This window comes from Comamonas sp. Z3 (assembly GCF_008121565.1).
In the GTDB taxonomy this organism is placed as follows: domain Bacteria; phylum Pseudomonadota; class Gammaproteobacteria; order Burkholderiales; family Burkholderiaceae_C; genus Comamonas; species Comamonas brasiliensis.
This window is the reverse complement of record NZ_VOQU01000003.1, coordinates 37,421-55,011: the sequence shown is the minus strand read 5'-3', so window position 1 is coordinate 55,011 and position 17,591 is coordinate 37,421. Positions and strand designations below refer to the sequence as shown.

The 17,591-nt window shown below is 65.5% G+C and carries 16 protein-coding genes; 15 read left to right on the top strand and 1 reads right to left on the bottom strand.

The genetic code is table 11. The annotated features are described in order from the left end of the window. The first annotated feature begins 28 nt into the window (after positions 1-28). The 15 genes from FSY59_RS08805 to FSY59_RS08730 all read left to right on the top strand — a co-directional run bounded on the left by FSY59_RS08805 (position 29) and on the right by FSY59_RS08730 (position 16,293). Entirely contained in the window at positions 29-829 is an 801-nt protein-coding gene (locus tag FSY59_RS08805) for an aspartate dehydrogenase (protein ID WP_148728826.1), read from the top strand. Between the two features lie 190 nt (positions 830-1,019). Next, positions 1,020-2,006: a tripartite tricarboxylate transporter substrate binding protein gene (locus tag FSY59_RS08800; protein ID WP_003060416.1), complete on the top strand. Its 987-nt coding sequence runs from the start codon at positions 1,020-1,022 to the stop codon at positions 2,004-2,006. Between the two features lie 120 nt (positions 2,007-2,126). After that, entirely contained in the window at positions 2,127-2,885 is a 759-nt protein-coding gene (locus FSY59_RS08795; RefSeq protein ID WP_148728825.1) for a 5'-methylthioadenosine/adenosylhomocysteine nucleosidase, read from the top strand. Positions 2,886-3,199: 314 nt separating this feature from the next. Continuing rightward, positions 3,200-3,976 carry an SDR family oxidoreductase gene (locus FSY59_RS08790; RefSeq protein ID WP_003060420.1) on the top strand — a complete coding sequence of 259 codons (777 nt, stop codon included), beginning with the start codon at positions 3,200-3,202 and terminating at the stop codon, positions 3,974-3,976. A 161-nt stretch (positions 3,977-4,137) separates the two neighbouring features. Then, the gene (locus FSY59_RS08780; protein ID WP_172671673.1) at positions 4,138-5,010 is read left to right on the top strand and encodes an IclR family transcriptional regulator; all 873 of its coding nucleotides are present in this window, start codon (positions 4,138-4,140) and stop codon (positions 5,008-5,010) included. After that, positions 5,003-5,803: an SDR family oxidoreductase gene (locus tag FSY59_RS08775; RefSeq protein ID WP_003060424.1), complete on the top strand. Its 801-nt coding sequence runs from the start codon at positions 5,003-5,005 to the stop codon at positions 5,801-5,803. Before FSY59_RS08780 ends, FSY59_RS08775 begins: the two co-directional genes overlap by 8 nt. 126 nt (positions 5,804-5,929) lie before the next feature. Continuing rightward, complete coding sequence (locus FSY59_RS08770; protein ID WP_019044149.1) at positions 5,930-7,627, top strand: thiamine pyrophosphate-binding protein; 1,698 nt, start codon at positions 5,930-5,932, stop codon at positions 7,625-7,627. Between the two features lie 35 nt (positions 7,628-7,662). Further along, positions 7,663-9,138 carry an aldehyde dehydrogenase gene (locus FSY59_RS08765; RefSeq protein ID WP_019044148.1) on the top strand — a complete coding sequence of 492 codons (1,476 nt, stop codon included), beginning with the start codon at positions 7,663-7,665 and terminating at the stop codon, positions 9,136-9,138. 9 nt (positions 9,139-9,147) lie between these two features. Then, entirely contained in the window at positions 9,148-10,122 is a 975-nt protein-coding gene (locus FSY59_RS08760) for a VOC family protein (RefSeq protein WP_003060432.1), read from the top strand. Positions 10,123-10,190: 68 nt separating this feature from the next. Next, complete coding sequence (locus FSY59_RS08755) at positions 10,191-11,168, top strand: tripartite tricarboxylate transporter substrate binding protein (protein ID WP_019044147.1); 978 nt, start codon at positions 10,191-10,193, stop codon at positions 11,166-11,168. Between the two features lie 213 nt (positions 11,169-11,381). Beyond that, complete coding sequence (locus FSY59_RS08750) at positions 11,382-11,603, top strand: recombinase-like helix-turn-helix domain-containing protein (protein WP_003060438.1); 222 nt, start codon at positions 11,382-11,384, stop codon at positions 11,601-11,603. A gap of 24 nt (positions 11,604-11,627) precedes the next feature. Further along, complete coding sequence (locus tag FSY59_RS08745) at positions 11,628-12,653, top strand: aromatic ring-hydroxylating dioxygenase subunit alpha (protein WP_148728824.1); 1,026 nt, start codon at positions 11,628-11,630, stop codon at positions 12,651-12,653. Continuing rightward, on the top strand, positions 12,650-13,609 hold the full coding sequence (locus FSY59_RS08740) for a PDR/VanB family oxidoreductase (RefSeq protein ID WP_019044144.1): 960 nt from the start codon (positions 12,650-12,652) through the stop codon (positions 13,607-13,609). The genes FSY59_RS08745 and FSY59_RS08740 overlap by 4 nt, the downstream gene beginning before the upstream one ends. A 196-nt stretch (positions 13,610-13,805) precedes the next feature. Further along, positions 13,806-14,870, top strand: a complete 1,065-nt coding sequence (locus FSY59_RS08735) for a porin (RefSeq protein ID WP_003060445.1) — start codon at positions 13,806-13,808, stop codon at positions 14,868-14,870. A 151-nt stretch (positions 14,871-15,021) separates the two neighbouring features. After that, positions 15,022-16,293, top strand: a complete 1,272-nt coding sequence (locus FSY59_RS08730; RefSeq protein ID WP_148728823.1) for an MFS transporter — start codon at positions 15,022-15,024, stop codon at positions 16,291-16,293. A gap of 246 nt (positions 16,294-16,539) precedes the next feature. On the opposite strand, the gene corA is transcribed toward FSY59_RS08730, so the two are convergent. After that, a complete protein-coding gene (gene corA / locus FSY59_RS08725; RefSeq protein ID WP_003060450.1) occupies positions 16,540-17,526 on the bottom strand; it encodes a magnesium/cobalt transporter CorA in 987 nt (328 codons plus the stop codon). Between the last annotated feature and the right edge of the window lie 65 nt (positions 17,527-17,591).

Sequence of the window (17,591 nt, the reverse complement as noted above, 5' to 3'; positions counted from 1 at the left end):
GGCCAGCGCATTTTTCAGGAGGCTAGAGATGAAAAATATTGCTTTGATTGGCTGCGGCGCGATCGGCTCCAGTGTGCTGGAGCTTTTGAGCGGAGATACCCGCCTGCAGGTGGGTTGGATACTGGTTCCCGAGATCACGCCAGCAGTGCGCGAGACGGTTGCCCGCCTGGCACCACAGGCGCAGCTGCTGCAGGCCCTGCCCGGCGATGCGGTGCCGGATCTGCTGGTGGAATGTGCGGGTCACGCCGCCATTGAAGAGCATGTGCTGCCGGCCCTGACGCGCGGCATTCCGGCGGTCATCGCATCCATAGGCGCCTTGAGTGCCCCGGGCATGGCCGAGCGCGTACAGGCCGCGGCCGAGGCCGGCAAGACTCAGGCCCAGCTGTTGTCGGGCGCCATCGGCGGCATAGATGCCCTGGCGGCGGCGCGTGTCGGCGGACTGGGGACGGTGGTCTACACGGGGCGCAAGCCGCCCAAGGCCTGGAGCGGCACTCCGGCCGAGCAGGTCTGTGATCTGGACGGCCTGACCGAGGCCTTCTGCATTTTCGAGGGCTCGGCGCGTGAGGCCGCACAGCTCTATCCCAAGAATGCCAATGTGGCGGCCACCTTGTCGCTGGCCGGACTGGGGCTGGACAAGACCATGGTGCGTCTGTTTGCCGATCCTGGCGTCCACGAGAACGTGCACCAGGTCGAGGCGCGGGGTGCTTTCGGCGCCATGGAGCTGACCATGCGCGGCAAGCCGCTGGCGGCCAACCCCAAGACATCGGCGCTGACGGTGTACAGCGTTGTGCGCTCGGTGCTCAACAACGTGGCGCCGCTGGCCATCTGATCCGGAGCCAGGCCTGTGGCTTCATGCGCGCCATGGGCTTGGCACCTCTCTTGCTTGTTGCTGAAACCTGCAAGCAGATCTCCCCACTTCAGCATGGTGTCAGGCCTGTGCGAATATTTCCTTGCGCGTCGTCAAACAGGGCGTGCATCGAACCTCGGCCGGCTTGACATCTCCACCTTCTGGAACCCTCATGCAACGCTCCGAATTTCTCAAATCCTGCCTGGCTCTGGCCAGCGTCCTGGCCCTGCCCGTCGCTCAAGCGGCGACCGCCACCGAGCAGCTTTCCGCCGGGCAGTTCACCGTCATTGCGCCTTTCCCTGCCGGCGGCCCTGTGGACATCCTGGCGCGCATTCTGGCAACCGGCCTGACCGAGCATTACAAGCAGGCCGCCATCGTCGATAACCGTCCCGGAGCCAGCGGCAATATCGGCATCGACATGGTCAAGCGTGCCAAGCCCGACGGCCATACGCTGCTGGTCGTGCCTCAGGGCAATCTGACCATCAACCCGACGCTGATGCCCAAGCTGCCCTACAGCGTGTTCGGCGACTTCGTGCCCGTGGCTTCCATGGGGCGCACGGCCAATGTCATTGCGGTCAATCCGCAGGTGCCGGCCAAGTCGGTTCAGGAACTGGTGGCGCTGTCCAAGGCCAAGCCCAACTCCATCAGCTACGCTTCGCCCGGCGTGGGCTCCAGCCTGCATCTGGCCGGCGAGCTGTTCAAGGACAAGTCGGGCGCGGACATCATGCATGTGGCCTACAAGGGCTCGACCCAGGGTGTGACCGATGTGCTGGGCGGCACCATTCCCATGATCGTGGCCAATCTGCCCACCGTGCTGCCCCATGTGCAGTCGGGCAAGCTGCGCGCGCTGGCCGTGACCGACGGCGCGCGCTCGGGCTTTTTGCCCAATGTGCCGACCCTGGCCGAAGCCGGCGTGCCAGGGATTGCCATTTCCTCCTGGTATGGCGTGCTGGCTCCGAAGAACACGCCTGCTGAGGTGGTCAAGCAGCTGGGCGAGGATATCGACAAGATTCTGAAGACCCCGGCGGCGCTCAATCAGCTCAAGGCACAGGGGATGACGCCCTGGGTGGTCAAGGGCGAGGCCTTCGGCGAGCTGATCCGCAAGGAAACCGGGCTCTGGGCGCCCATCATCAAAAGTCATGACATCGAGGCGCAATAAGCCCTCGTGCTCTAATCGCGCCTCTTGCGCATCCCACCAAAGCGGCCCGGTGCCGCTTTTGTGCTTTCTTTTGAGCTTTCACCAGGGCCGCCTGGCCCCTGTTCCGGAGTACCCCCATCCATGACGCTCGCCATTCTCAGCGCTCTTGCCGAAGAGCAACACGGCCTGGTCGACGCCATGCAGGACATGCAATGCCTGCGCCATGCCGGACGCGACTTCTGGCTGGGCCGGCTGCACGGGCATCAGGTGGTGTGTGCGCTGTCGGGCATAGGCAAGGTGGCCGCCGCCACCACCACTGCGGCGCTGATCGAGCGCTTTGGCGTGCGCGGCATTCTGTTCACCGGCGTGGCGGGAGGCATCGGCACGGATGTGAATGTGGGCGATGTGGTGATCGCGCGGACTTTCCTGCAGCATGACATGGATGCCTCGCCGATCTTTCCGCGCTGGCAGTTGCCCGGTTACGGCTGCAGCACCCTGGCCTGCGACGAGCCGGCGGCGGACCGACTGATGCAGGCTGCCGACTCGGCGCTGCGCTCGGGCATCGTGGCTTCGTATGCTTCGGCCCGTGTGCATCAGGGCCTGATTGCCAGCGGCGATCAGTTTGTCAGCTCGCGCCAGGCCAGCGCGCAGCTCAGGGCCGATCTGGAGGCTGCCGGCCACGCCGTGCTGGCGGTGGAGATGGAGGGGGCTGCCGTGGCCCAGACCTGCCGGGATTACGACACGCCTTTTGCCGCGATGCGCACCATCTCGGATCGGGCGGACGACAGCGCCCATGTGGACTTCTCGGATTTCGTGCGCACTGTGGCAAGCCGCTACGCGCAACGCGTGGTGCTGGATTTTCTGCGCCTGACGCCTGCGAAGGATCAGAGGGTTTGCTAGCTATTTAGTAGCTTGTATCGCTTTATACACAGTATTTTCATACTGTTCTGATTCTGTGTTTCTTTATTGACAGGCACTAGAAGCTATCAGTATTGATGAAACCGATCCGGCCTGTACGCAGCTGCAGGCCGGATACCTTTTGTTGCCTCGTTTTCCTTTCAACCGCGCTTGTCGCGGTTTTTTTACGCCCGTGTGTCGCTGTGGGGTGGAACTACGGGTTTCTCCGGGTATTGACTCAAAAGAAGGCTCACTAAACTGCAGGCTTGTTTCAAGAAAAAAGTGTCATTTCATATTTGAAACAAACAAGGTTTAAGATGACCCTCAACACCATGCCTTCCACCGGTCAGCTCGCTGGGCGCCGGATCCTTGTGACCGGCGCTGCGCGCGGCCTGGGTTTTGCTTTTGCGCAGACGCTGTGCCAGCAGGGGGCGCAGCTTGTGATGGCCGATCTGCGCGCCGAATTGCTGAACGAAGCCGTTGCCAAGCTGCGCGCCATGGGCTTCGAGGCTCACGGCGTCGCCTTTGATGCCAGCAACCCGGCTTCCATAGAACAGTGCGCACAGCAGGCCGTGCAGACCCTCGGCGGTCTGGATGGCCTGGTCAACAACGCGGCCGTGACGGACTCTGGCGGCAAGGGCATGGACGACATTGCCCTGGACAAATGGGACCAGGTGATGAACGTCAATGTGCGCGGCGTCTGGCTGATGACCCGTGCCTGCCGCGCGGCTCTCAAGGACAGCGGTCGCGGTGCCATCGTCAATCTGGCTTCCGACACTGCCATGTGGGGCGCTCCCAACCTGATGGCCTATGTGGCCAGCAAGGGCGCCGTGATGGCCATGACGCGTTCCATGGCTCGCGAGCTGGGCGCGGATGCCATCACCATCAATGCCGTGGCCCCCGGCCTGGTGCTGGTCGAGGCCACCGAGTACGTGCCCGAGCACCGCCATCGCCTCTATATCGACCAGCGCGCACTGCAGCGCGAGCAGGGGCCCGAGGATGTCTCGGGTGCCGTGTCCTATCTGCTGTCCGACGGTGCGCGCTTTGTGACGGGCCAGGTGCTGCCCGTCAACGGCGGCTTCGTCATGAACTGACATGAATTGCCCCCTGAGTCGCTGCGCGCCTTCCCCCCAGGGGGACGACAGCCTCGCTGCGGGGCGGCCCTTGCTTGCTGTCTCTGGCGACGGAAACGGTGCATGCAGCGGGGGCGCTTCAAGCTCGGGTGCAACAAGCTGGAATGAACCGAAAGTTGGATATGTCTGCTTCCACTATTCCTGAAGATGTTGGTGGCGCGCCGGACGGCGGCTCCGAAAAGTACATGGTGCCTGCGCTGGAGCGCGGTCTGCGCCTGCTGCAGGAGTTCGGCCGCGACAACGCCGCGCTGGGCGCGCCCGAGCTGGCGCGTCGCCTGCAGCTGCCGCGTGCCACGGTGTTCCGCATGCTCAACACGCTGGAGTGCATGGGCTTTCTGCAGCGCGCCGAGGGCGGCAACGACTACCGGCTGGGCCTGTCCGTGCTGCGTCTGGGCTTCGAGTTCCTGTCCTCCATGGACCTGACCGAGCTGGGCCAGCCCGTGATCGCGCGGCTGTGCGAGGAAATCCGCTTCCCCTGCAACATCGTGGTGCGCGACGGCCGCTCCATCGTCTATGTGGCCAAGGTCACGCCGCCGACGCCGCTGACCAGCTCGGTACGCGTGGGCACGCGGCTGCCTGCCCATGCCACGCTGCTGGGTCGCATCCTGCTGGCCGACCTCTCGCTGCCCGAGCTGCGTGCCATCTATCCCGAAGAGCACCTGGAAGGCCATTCGCCCAATACGCCCAGGACCGTGATCGAGCTCTTCGATCTGGTTCAGTCCGATCGCGAGCGCGGCCATGTGGCCGGTGCCGGTTTCTACGAAAGCTCGATCTCCACCATCGCCGCGCCCGTGCGCGACCACAGCGGCCGCGTCATCGCGGCCCTGGGCGTGACCCTGGCCTCGGCGCAGATCGATCCCGAGCGCCAGACGGAGCTGGTGCCGTGCGTCTGCGCGGCTGCCGACGAACTGTCGGAGCTGCTCAACTACCGGCCGCAGTCCAGCGCGCAGGTTCTGTCCATCACTTCAAGGCGCGCAGGAGGCGGCCATGCATGATTTCAAACTCGACGCCACGGCCGTCGTCACCGGCGGCTCTTCGGGCATAGGCCTGGCCACCGTGGAGCTGCTGCTGGCCCAGGGAGCCCGCGTGGCCCTGTGCGGCCGCAACCCCGAGCGTCTGGAGCAGGCCGTCAAGCAGCTGCTGGAGCGCCACCCCGAGGCCCGCGAGCGCCTGTTCGCCCAGGCCTGCGACGTGCTCAATGCCGAGCAGGTGCAGCAGTTCGCGCGCGCCAGCGAAGCGGCGCTGGGCCCGGCTTCCATTCTTATCAACAACGCCGGTCAGGGCCGTGTCTCGACCTTCGAGAACACCAGCGACGAAGCCTGGACCGAGGAGCTGCACCTGAAGTTCTTCTCGGTGCTGCATCCCACGCGCGCCTTTCTGCCCCAGCTCGAGCGCGGCACGGAGTCGGCGATTGTCTGCGTGAACTCGCTGCTGGCCTCCCAGCCCGAGCCCCACATGGTCGCGACCTCGGCGGCGCGCGCCGGCCTCAAGAACCTGGTGCGCTCCATGGCCACCGAGTTCGCGCCCAAGGGCGTGCGCGTCAACGGCATCCTGGTGGGCCTGATCGAGTCCGGCCAGTGGCGCCGCCGCTTCGATGCCCGAGAGGACCGCAGCCAGACCTGGGAGCAGTGGAGCGCCGAGCTGGCCCGCAAGAAGTCCATTCCGCTGGGCCGCCTGGGCTCGCCCGCCGAAGCCGCACGCGCCATCTTCTACCTTGCCACGCCCCTGTCTTCATACACGACCGGCAGCCATATCGATGTTTCCGGAGGCCTTTCGAGATATGCGTAGCACCCCCTGCGCTGCTTGCACCGCCTCCCCCTCTCTCGCTTCGCGGCTGGGGGCGGGCGGTGTCGCCTGGGCCCTTGCTTGGCGTCCCGCGCCGGCTTCGACCACCAACGAAATTCAGACCAGAACATGACATCCACCGCAAACCAAATCACCGTCGGCGCCGTCGTTGCCGAATTCCTCGAGCATTGCGACGTGAAGGCCGCCTTCGGGGTGATCTCCATCCACAACATGCCCATCCTCGACGCGATGTTTGCTCGCGGCAAGCTGCGCTTCGTGATGGCGCGCGGCGAGGCCGGCGCAGGCAATATGGCCGATGCCTGCGCGCGTTCCACTTCCAGCCTGGGCGTGTGCATCACCAGCACCGGCCCGGCTTCGGGCAACATCGCCGGCAGCCTGGTGGAAGCCTATACGGCCGGCACGCCGCTGCTGCACATCACGGGTCAGATCGAGACCCAGTACCTGGACAAGAAGCTGTCCTATATCCATGAGGCGCCGGATCAGCTGACCATGCTGAAGTCCGTCTCCAAGGCTGCCTTCCGCGTGCTGAGCGCCGAGACCTGCCTGTCCACGCTCAAGGCTGCGGTGCAGACCGCGATGACCGCTCCCACGGGCCCGGTCAGCGTGGAGATCCCGATCGACATCCAGCAGGCGCTGATCGACATGCCGGCCGACCTGTCGCCGCTGCCGGTGGCGGTGCTGGCTCCCAGCGAAGCCGCGCTCGACGCGCTGGCCGAGCAGCTGGCCAAGGCCAGGCGCCCGCTGCTGTGGCTGGGCGGTGGTGCCCGCCATGCCGGCGCTGCCGTGCAGCGTCTGAAGGCCCTGGGCTTCGGCATCGTGAGCACCGGCCAGGGCCGCGGCATCGTGCCCGAGGACGATCCAGCCTCCCTAGGCGCCTACAACATCCAGAAGCCCGTCGAGGCCTTCTACCAGCGCTGCGACGCCATGCTGGCCGTGGGCACGCGCCTGCGCAGCAACGAGACGCTGAAGTACGAACTCAAGCTGCCGCGCCCGCTGCTGCGCATCGATGTGGACGCTGCCCAGCAGGGCCGCTGCTATATGGATGACGGCTTTGTCTGCGGCGACTCGGCCCTGGCCCTGAGCGGCCTGGCCGACCGCCTTGAAGCACGCGGTTACAAGGCTGATCCCGAGCTGCTGGCCGACCTGCGCCAGGTGCACGACGAAGTCGTGGCCACCATGCGCGACGGCCTGGGTCCGTACAGCGCCCTGGTGCAGCAGCTGCAGCAGGCCGTGGGCCGCAACTTCAACTGGGTGCGTGACGTGACTGTCTCCAACAGCACCTGGGGCAACCGCGAGCTGCGCTTCTTCGAGTCCAACGCGGGCGTGCACGCCACGGGCGGCGGCATCGGCATGGGCATGCCCATGGCCATCGGTGCGGCCATCGGCGCGGCCGAAAGCGGCTCGGGCCGCAAGACCCTGGGCCTGGCCGGCGACGGCGGCTTCATCCTGAACCTGGGCGAGCTCGCCACCCTGGTGCAGGAGGAGTGCGACACCATGATCGTGTTGATGAACGACCAGCGCTATGGCGTGATCCAGAACATCCAGGATGCGTCCTACGGCGGCCGCCGCTGCTATGTGGAGCTGCACACCCCCGACTACGCCCAGCTGTGCGCGTCCATCAAGCTGCCCCATGCCCGCGTGAGCCATCTCGACGAGCTGCCTGCGGTGCTGGAAGGCGCCTGGGGCAAGAAGGGACCCTTCCTGCTCGAGATCGACATGCGCGCCATCGGCAGCTTCAAGACCACGTTCTCGGGCCCGCCGGTGAACAAGCTCGATCAGATCCCGGCCACCACCAAGGGCCAGTGAGCCAGCACGACCAGCAAGAACGAAAGAGCTTCACGATGTCGAACCTAGAACTGCTCCCCATCAATATCGGCGGCGAATGGCGTCTTGGCGGCGGCGACGAGTCTGCCACGCTCTACCCCGCGACCGGCGAGGTGGTGGGCCGCCTGCGCGCCCCCAGCCTGGCCGATGTGCAAGAGGCCATAGAGAAGGCCGACCATGCCTTCCGCACCAGCGGCTGGGCCCAGAAAAAGCCCCATGAGCGCGCCGCCGTGCTGCACCGCGTGGCCCAGCTGATCCGCGAGCGCGCCGAGCCTCTGGCCCAGCTGCAGCGCCTGGACAACGGCAAGCCCATCAGCGAGACGCGCGCCCTGGTGGCCAGCGCTGCCGGCACCTTCCAGTTCTTCGCGGCGGCCTGCGAGACCATGGAAGAGACCATCACGCCCTCGCGTGGCGACTTCATGACCATGAGCGTCTATGAGCCCATGGGCGTGGTCGCGGCCATCACGCCGTGGAACTCGCCCATCGCCAGCGAGGCGCAAAAGCTCGCACCGGCGCTGGCCGCCGGCAATGCCGTGGTCGTCAAGCCTGCCGAAGCCACGCCGCTCCTGGCACTGGAACTGGCCCGCATCTGCGAAGAGGCAGGCGTGCCCAAGGGCATCGTCAGCGTGCTGCCCGGCCGCGGCTCGGTGATCGGCGACGCCATCACCAAGCACCCGCTGGTCAAGCGCGTGTCCTTCACGGGCGGCACTTCCACCGGCAAGCACATCGCCCGCATCGCGGCCGACAAGATGATGCCCGTCTCGCTGGAGCTGGGCGGCAAGTCGGCCACCATGGTGCTGGAGGATGCCGACCTCGATCACGCCGTCAATGGCGTGCTCTACGGCATCTTCAGCTCCTCGGGCGAATCCTGCATCGCCGGTTCGCGCCTGTTCGTGGCGAGGAAGCTCTACGGCGACTTCATGGAACGCCTCACAGCGAAGGCCGCCGCCTTGCGTGTGGGCGATCCGGCCGACGAATGCACCCAGATGGGCCCGCTGATCACCGCCAAGCACCGCGAATCCATCGAGAGCTATGTGCAGCTGGGCCTGTCTGAAGGGGGCCGGCTGCGCACCGGCGGCCATCGCCCCGAGGGTGCGCTGTACGAGCGCGGCTACTACTACCGCCCAACCATCCTCGAAGGCGTGACCAACAACGACCAGATCTGCCAGCAGGAGATCTTCGGCCCCGTGCTCGTGGCCATGCCCTTCGATGACGAAGAGGCATTGCTGGAGCAGGCCAACGACAGCGTCTACGCGCTGGCCGCCGGCATCTGGACGCGCGATTACAAGGCCGCATGGCGCATAGGCCGCGCCGTGCAGGCCGGCACTGTCTGGATCAACACCTACAAGCAGTTCTCCATCTCCACGCCCTTCGGCGGCTGGCGCGACAGCGGCCTGGGCCGCGAAAAAGGCCGTCTGGGCATACAGCAGTACATGGAGCAGAAAAGCCTGTACTGGGGCCTGAACGCCAACCCCTTGGGCTGGGCAAATTAAGGAAAGATCATGAGCGTACTGGGCATTGACGAAATCAGCTACGGCGCCGACGACCTGGCGGCCTGCCGCCAGTTCTTCCTCGACTGGGGCCTGAGCCTGGCCGAGGAGCAGGCCGACCGGCTGGTGTTCGAGACACTCAACGGCTGCCGCGTGATCGTGGCCGCCACCAATCACCCCGATCTGCCGTCCGCCATCGAAGCCGGCCCCACGCTGCGCGAAGTGGTCTGGGGCGTGGAAAGTGCAGCCGATCTCGCGCTCTATGAAGCCCGTATTGCACAGCTGCCGGGCTTTGTGAAGCAGGGCGGCCCGAACGGCGGACGTATTGGCTGCACCGACCCCAATGGCCTGGCCGTGCGCCTGCAGCTCACGCAAAAGCGCGATGTGCAGATGCAAAGCGCCGAGTACAACACCTGGGACCGCAAGGGCCGCATCAACCAGGCCAGCCCGGCCTATGAGCGCGCCCAGCCCATCGAGGTCGGCCATGTGGTGTTCTTCGTCAAGGACGTGCAGGCCTGCGAGCGCTTCTATGTGGAGAACTTCGGCTTTGCGGCCTCGGACCGCTATCCCGAGCGCGGCGCTTTTCTGCGCACCGCGCCCGACGGCGGCCACCACGACATCTTTTTGCTGCAGCGCCCCGACAAGCATGCCGGCCTGAACCATGTGGCCTTCACCGTGCGCGACATCCACGAGGTCTTCGGCGGCGGCATGCATATCTCGCGCTGCGGCTGGGACACCCAGCTCGGCCCGGGTCGCCACCCCGTGTCCTCGGCCTATTTCTGGTACTTCAAGAACCCGGCCGGCGCGCTGGTCGAGTACTACGCCGACGAGGACCAGCTGACTGCCGACTGGCAGCCACGCGAGTTCGAGCCCGGCCCGACGGTGTTCGCCGAGTGGGCCATCGACGGCGGCCTGGACGGCAACACCCGGCGCCAGAAGGGCGTGGGCGCTGCCGACGGCAAGTTCCTGACCGACAAGAAGCATTAAGAGGCATTGGCAGCGTCGGCTGGCCGGTATCCCTCCCACCACGATTCCACAACCCCACGGGCTATTTCATGAAAAACATTCGTCGCCAGGTAGTTATCGCTGCTGCATTGCTGGCTGCAGCCCAGATGTCCGGTTCCGCGCTGGCGCAAGCCTATCCGAGCAAGCCCATCACCATCGTCGTGGCCTATCCGGCCGGCGGCGATACCGATGCCATGGCGCGCCTGTATGCCGAGAAGCTGGGCCAGCGACTGGGCCAGCCCGTGGTGGTGGACAACCGGCCCGGTGCCAGCGGCACCATCGGCACCGTGCATGTGGCCAAGGCCGCACCCGACGGTTACACCTTGCTGCTGGCGCCCAATACCTTTGCCATCGCCCAGTTCGTGCTCAAGACCAATGCGGGTTCGAGCTACGACGTGCTCGGCGGCTTCACGCCCATCGTGCAGACCAGCGTGCAGCCCATGTTCGTGGCCGCCAGCCAGGGCTCGGGCATCAAGGACATCAAGACCCTGGCGAGCCAGGGCAAGCGCGATGGCCTGACCTATGCCAGCCCCGGCAGCGGCTCGCCCATGCACATCCTGGGCGAGATGTTCAACAAGGCGGCGGGCACCAAGCTGTCCCACATTCCCTACAAGGGCGTGGCGCCCGCAGTCAACGATCTGATCGGTGGCCATGTGCCCACGACCTTCATGACCTGGGGCCCCATCGCACCTTATGCGGGCGGCAAGGTCAACGTGCTGGCCGTGGCCGATGCCCAGCGCAGCCCGCTGGCCCCGAATGTGCCCACGCTGGCCGAGCAGGGCGTCAAGGATGTGGAAGTGTCGGCCTGGCAAGGCCTGTTCGGCCCCAAGGGCATGAAGCCCGAGACCGTCAAGCTGCTGAACACCCACCTCAATGAAATTCTGAAGATGCCCGATGTGGTCAGCAAGATGGCGGCCTTCGGCGCCCTGCCTGCGGGCGGCGAGCCGGCACGTCTGGAAAAGACCAATGCTGCCGACTACAACCGCTTCGGCAAGCTCATCAAGGACCTGGATATCCGGGCCGACTAAATGACCAACCCCCTGAGTCGCTTCGCGCCTTCCCGTTGCACGGCGCCCCCAAGGGGGATGGCACCCTCGGTGTGGGGCGGCGCGGCCGGCCCAGGCCCTTCCACGGTGTCCCTGAGGTTGGGCCGCGCCAGTTTCACGCGATACGGGTGGCACGCAGCGCTTCGGGCAATGAAACCGAACCACGATTCAAGACAGTTTTCGAAGGAGAGAACCATGGCCGCTGATCGATATCTCGAGCCGCATCAGGCGCGCGAGCGCGCCTCCACCCTGTTTGAGGACCTGCTGGGCGACTCCATTGAGCGCGCCTTCGGCGAGGGCGTGCAGACGCTGCCCGAGCTGGTGGCCTACATCAACCGCAGCGGCCCCGCCGGCGAGAACGGCGAGCCCTGGACCGAAGACAGCTTTCAGGCGCTGATGGCCCGTCTGGGCTATTGAGACAGCACAGGACAGGAGTACCCCATGAACGTACAAACCATCACCATCGATCCGGTGGACCGTCTGCTCAATACGGGTCTGAAGAACCTCTGGTATGCAGTCTGCCCTTCGGATTTCGTCAAGAGCGAGCCCGTCTCGCTGCGCCGCTTCGGCCGCAAGATCGCGCTGTGGCGCGATGCTGCCGGTCAGGTCCATGCGCTGGAAGACCATTGCCCGCATCGCGGTGCGCCGCTGTCCCAGGGTGTGATCCTGGGCGACCGCCTGGCCTGCCCCTACCACGGCGTGGAAGTGCGCTGCGACGGCACGGTGACCAAGGTGCCCGGCAGCCCCGGCTGCAAGCTCGAAGGCTCGCGCGCTGCGCTGGCCTTCCATGTGCGCGAGATGCATGGCGCGATCTTCCTCTACAACAGCGACAAGCATGTGGACGAGGCTCCCGATTTCAGCCTGCCCGAGGAGCTGAGCTCGCCCGAGTACTCGAACTTCCTGTGCTATGCCGAGTGGCGCAGCGACTACCGCTACGCGCTGGACAACGTCATGGACCCCATGCACGGCACCTTCCTGCACAAGCAGTCGCACTCCATGGCCGAGGGCGACAGCAAGGCCAGCTTCCAGGTGCGTGACACCGATCACGGTTTTGTGTTCGAGAAGGTCGGCCAGCGCGGCGTGAACTTCGACTGGACCGAATACGGCGAAACCGGCGCGCAGTGGATGCGCCTGGAGATTCCCTATCCCAAGACCGGCGGCCCCGGCGGCAACTTCGCCATCGTGGCCTGCGTCACGCCCATCAGCGCCGATCTGTGCGCCGTCTTCTTCTGGCGCGCGCGCAAGGTGCAGGGCTGGATGCGCGACACCTGGCGCTTCCTCTACCGCAACCGCCTCGAGGCACGCCACTGGGCCGTGCTGGAGCAGGACCGCATCATGATGGAGCAGATGGAAGCCGACGCCAACGAGCGCGAGAACCTCTACCAGCACGACATCGGCCTGGTGCGCCTGCGCCGCCATCTGCGTCGCCAGGCCCAGGAACAGATCGACGAAGGCATCGCATCATGAGCAACAGCTTGCAGGCCTTTGTGCACACGCTGCGCTTCGAGGCCCAGGACACCATCAGCGTGGAACTGCGCCCGGTCGATGGCGGCGAGTTCCCGGCCTTCACGGCCGGCTCGCATATCGACCTGCACCTGCCCAACGGGCTGGTGCGCAGCTATTCCCTGTCCAACGACAGCAGCGAGCGCCATCGTTACGTGGTTGGCGTGCTGCGCGACCGCGCCAGCCGCGGCGGCTCGCGCTGCGTGCACGAGTCGCTGCGCGTGGGCATGCCCATCACCATCTCCGAGCCGCGCAACCACTTCGCGCTTGACGAGGCGGCGACGCATTCGGTGCTGGTGGCCGGCGGCATCGGCATCACGCCCATGCTGTGCATGGCACGCCGCTTGAAGAGCCTGGGGCATTCATTCGAGATGCTGTACTTTGCGCGCGAGCGCAAGAGCGCGGCCTTTCTGGCCGAGCTGCAGGCCCTGGGCATGCCGCTGCATCTGCACTTCGATGCAGAGGAGGGCGGCCCGCCCGACCTGCGGGCATTGCTGGCGCAGCGCGCACCCGATGCGGGCCTGCACCACTATTCCTGCGGCCCGACGCCCATGCTCGACGCCTTCGAGAAGTTCTGCGCCGAGCTCGGCCATGTCAACGCCCACATCGAGCGCTTCACACCGGTGGAAGTCAAGGCGTCGTCCGATGCGCGCAGCAACTACACGGTGGAGCTCAAGCGCAGCGGCCGCTTCATCGAGATCACGCCCGACAAGTCCCTGCTGGACACGCTGCTGGACGCCGGTGTCGATGTGGACCACAGCTGCTGCGAAGGGGTCTGCGGCTCCTGCGAGACCCGCGTGCTGGAAGGTGTGCCCGACCACCGCGACTCGGTGCTCAGCCCCAAGGAGCGCGCCGGCAACAAGGTCATGATGGTCTGCGTCTCCGGCTGCAAGAGCGAGCGCCTGGTCCTGGATATATGACACCCCCTGAGTCGCTGCGCGCCTTCCCCCGCTCTGTATCCGCTTTGCGGGAGAGGGGGGCGACACCCTCGGTGCGGGGCTGCGCGGCCGGCCCGGGCCCTTCCTCGGCATCCCTTGGTTGGACCATGCCGAATTGACGAGTGAGGCCCTGGGCCAGCAACTGAAGACAACCCACCACCCCTAGAGGAGAGCAACCATGAAATCCATCCATACGCCGGCTCTCGGCGTGGCGCTAGCCTGCCTGGCGTCTTTGCCCGGCGCGGCTTTTGCGCAATCCAAGGTCGAGCTGTTCGGCGTCGTCGACGTCGGCGTGGCTCATCTGGGCGGCTCGGGAGCCTCCAAGACCGGCCTTTCCACAGGCGGCGCCAACATCAGCCGCCTGGGCTTTCGCGGCACCGAGGATCTGGGCGGCGGCCTGAAGGCGGGCTTCTGGCTCGAGGCCGGCCTGGACGTGGACAGCGGCGCGGGCAAGGCCACGGGCGGCGGCCTGAACTTCAACCGCCGCTCCACCGTCAGCCTGATGGGCAACTGGGGCGAGGTGCGCCTGGGGCGCGACGATTCGGCGACCTTTCTGAACACGCTGATCTTCGATCCCTTCCTGACCAACGGCGTGGGCGGCACCGGTGCCTTCACCATGCTGGGCGTTCCGGGCGTTCCATCGACCGGCGGTGCGCCCATACAGATCAGCAATGCGGTGAGCTATTTCCTGCCCCAGAACCTGGGCGGCTTCTACGGCCAGGTCCAGCTGGCATTCGGCGAGCAGCCCAGCGGCGCACCCAACAAGCGCGAGGGCGACTATCGCGGCCTGCGCCTGGGTTATCGCCAGGGGGCGTTCAACGGCGCGCTGGCCACGGGCCGGCTCTACGGCAACACCAGCGACACCAATCTGACGGCGAACAATGTCGGCCTGTCCTACGACTTCGGAGTGGCCAAGCCCATGCTGCTGTGGGCCTCGGAAAAGCGCGGCGGCACCAAGATCACGGCCGTGCAGCTGGGCGTGACTGCTCCCCTGGGCAATGGCGAGGCCCGTGCCTCCTTCGGCCACTACAACCTGTCCGGCAGCAATGCGGACTGGAACAAGATCAGCGTGGGCTATGGCTACAACCTCTCCAAGCGCACCCAGGTCTACGGCACTTATGCCTTCCTGAAGAACAAGGGCTCGGCGGCGAAGTCCATCGGCGTGCAGGGGCTGAGCGCTCCCGGCACCACGCCGGGCGGCAACGCGAGCGGCCTGGAACTGGGCATCCGCCACTTCTTCTGATCCTGCCCCGTCGGGCCGGCATGGGCCGGCCCCGGGGTTTCGGCGGCAGCACGGCTGCCGTACCGCGCGCCCGCCAGGACGTGCGCCCTGGCGGGGCCGGCGGGTGCCGGTCCCGGCTTTTTTCTCTCTCAACGCTAGCCGGACTCCTGTCATGAAAGACTCACGCTCGTTGCGCTGGTGGGGCGTGGTCACGCTGTTCGTGATCGTCGCCATTTCCTACGTGGACCGGATCAATATCTCGGTCCTCATCACCGATCAGGACTTTCTGTCGCACATCGGCCTCACCCCTGACGACCGAACGCGTCAGGGTCTGCTGGCCACGGCCTTCATGGTCGGTTACGGTGTTTCGTCCTTTGTGCTCACGCCGTTCTGCGCGGCGCTGTTCGGCGTGCGCCGCAGCCTCTTCGCGGGGCTGCTGCTGTGGGGTGTGGTGACCTTTCTGTCGCCGGCCATGAACAGCTACGGGCTGCTGCTGGCATCGCGCATTCTGCTGGGCGTGTCCGAGGGGCCGCTGTTCTCGCTGGCTGGCAGCTACATCAAGGCGCATTTCGAGAGCCGCGAGAACGGCAAACCCAACTCCCTGGTCAATATGGGCACCGGACTGGGCCTGGCGGTGGGCTATCCCTTCGTCGGCTACCTGGTCGTGGGCCACAACTGGGAGACCTCGTTCCATGTGCTGGGCCTGATCAACGTGCTGCTGGGCGTTCCGCTGGTCTGGGCCTTTGTGCGCATGCCCAAGGTGGAGACCGGCATGCCCAAGCCCCAGTCGCTGGGCCAGGCCGTGGGCCAGGTTGGCCAGATCGTGCGCGGCGCCATGCACACGCGCTATCTGTGGCTGATCACCATTCTCACGGCGGCCTTTCTGTCCTATCTCTGGGGCAGCAGCAACTGGCTGCCCGCCTATCTCAAGGAGTCGCGCGGCTTTTCCATGCGCGAGATGGGCTGGCTGGCTTCGCTGCCGCAATACGCGAGCGTGGCGGCGGTCTTCGTGGGCGGCATGATCATCGACCGCATCGCGCGCAGGCAGGTGCCGCTGATCTTTGTCTTCGGCAGCATGGGCGTGGCGATTGCCGTGTGGCTGGCCATCCATATGGAAGACCGCTATGCGGCGGCCTATTGCCTGATTGCCGCCAACTTCTGCTGGGGGCTGATGAGCCCGGCCATTCCGAGCACCGTGCAGCATTGCGCGCGGCCCGAGCATGTGGCCAGCGCCTATGGCGTGGTCAACGGTGCGGGCAGTCTGGTCGCGGGCTTCATGCCGGCCATCATGGGTGCGGTGATCGGCGCGCTGTCGGCACGCGGCGGCGTGGCTGCTGGATTCTTCGCAGGCTTTTCAGCGCTGATTGGCACGCAGGTGATCGTGATGCTCTGCGGCATCGTGCTCTGGGTGCGCGAGCGCGGTGCCGAAGCGCAGTCATCGTGATGCGCAAGCAAAAAAAGGAGCGCCTAGCGCTCATTTTGTAGGGGTTTCAGCATCTTTTGAGTCTGAGATGACCATCGGTCAGGCGTAAACAGCTCCTCTTTTTATGGATAACGCCTTGGCTCTGGTGCAGCGTATGTGAGCAGACACCGGGCAAGGGCTGCCCCCAGCAAGGGCTGCCCCAGCAAGGCTGCCCCCAGCAAAGGTGTCGCCCCCCTCGGTGGGAAGGCGCGCAGCGCCACAGGGGGGCTATTTCAGCCAGCCGCGCTTGCGGAAATACAGCATGGGGCCGACGGCGCTCAGAATCATCAGCAACACCACATAGCCGTAGCCGAACTCCCAGTCCAGCTCGGGCATGAACTTGAAGTTCATGCCGTAGACACTGGCGATCAGCGTGGGCGGCAGCAGGGCCACGCTGGCCACCGAGAAGATCTTGATGATCTTGTTCTGGTTGATGTTGATGAAGCCGACCGTGGCGTCCATCAGGAAGTTGATCTTGTCGAACAGAAAGGCCGTGTGGCTGTCCAGCGACTCGATGTCGCGCAGGATCTGGCGCGCTTCCTCGAACTGTTCGGCGTTGAGCATCTTGGAGCGCATCAGAAAGCTCACGGCGCGGCGCGTATCCATGACGTTGCGGCGGATGCGGCCGTTCAAGTCTTCCTGGCGGGCGATCGCACCCAGCACTTCCTTGGCCATCTCGTCGGTCACATCGCCGGACAGTACCATCTTGCTGGCTTTTTCCAGGTCGTCGTAGATGCGCTCCAGCGTATCGGCCGAGTATTCGGCGTCCGCGTCAAACAGCTTGAGCAGCACGTCCTCGGCCGCATCGATCAGACCCGGTGCGCGGCGCGCGCGCATGCGCAGCAGGCGAAACACCGGCACATCCTCGTCGTGGATGGAGAACAGCACGCCGTGGCTGCGCAGCGCGGCGTTGTGCTGGTTGAGGATGAAGGCCACACGCACCGAGCGGGGGTCTTCGTCATCGTCGATCAGAAAGTCGCTGCGAATATGCAGCTCGCCGTTGTCTTCTTCGTAGAAGCGCGCCGACTCCTCGATGTCCTCGTCCATCGCGTCTTCGGGGATGGACAGCTCGTAGTGCTGCTTGATCCAGCGCTTTTCTTCGAGGGTGGGCGACTCCAGGTCGACCCAGATGGGGCGAAAGCGTTCGAGGTCTGCCAGGGACTCGATTTCTTCCTGAGCGAGTCGACCATTGGCCAGCGTAAAGATGTTGAGCATCAGCTCACTCCCGATTGTTCTTGAGGTTCTGCAGGGATCAGGGCGCTTTCAACCCCCGCAGTCTT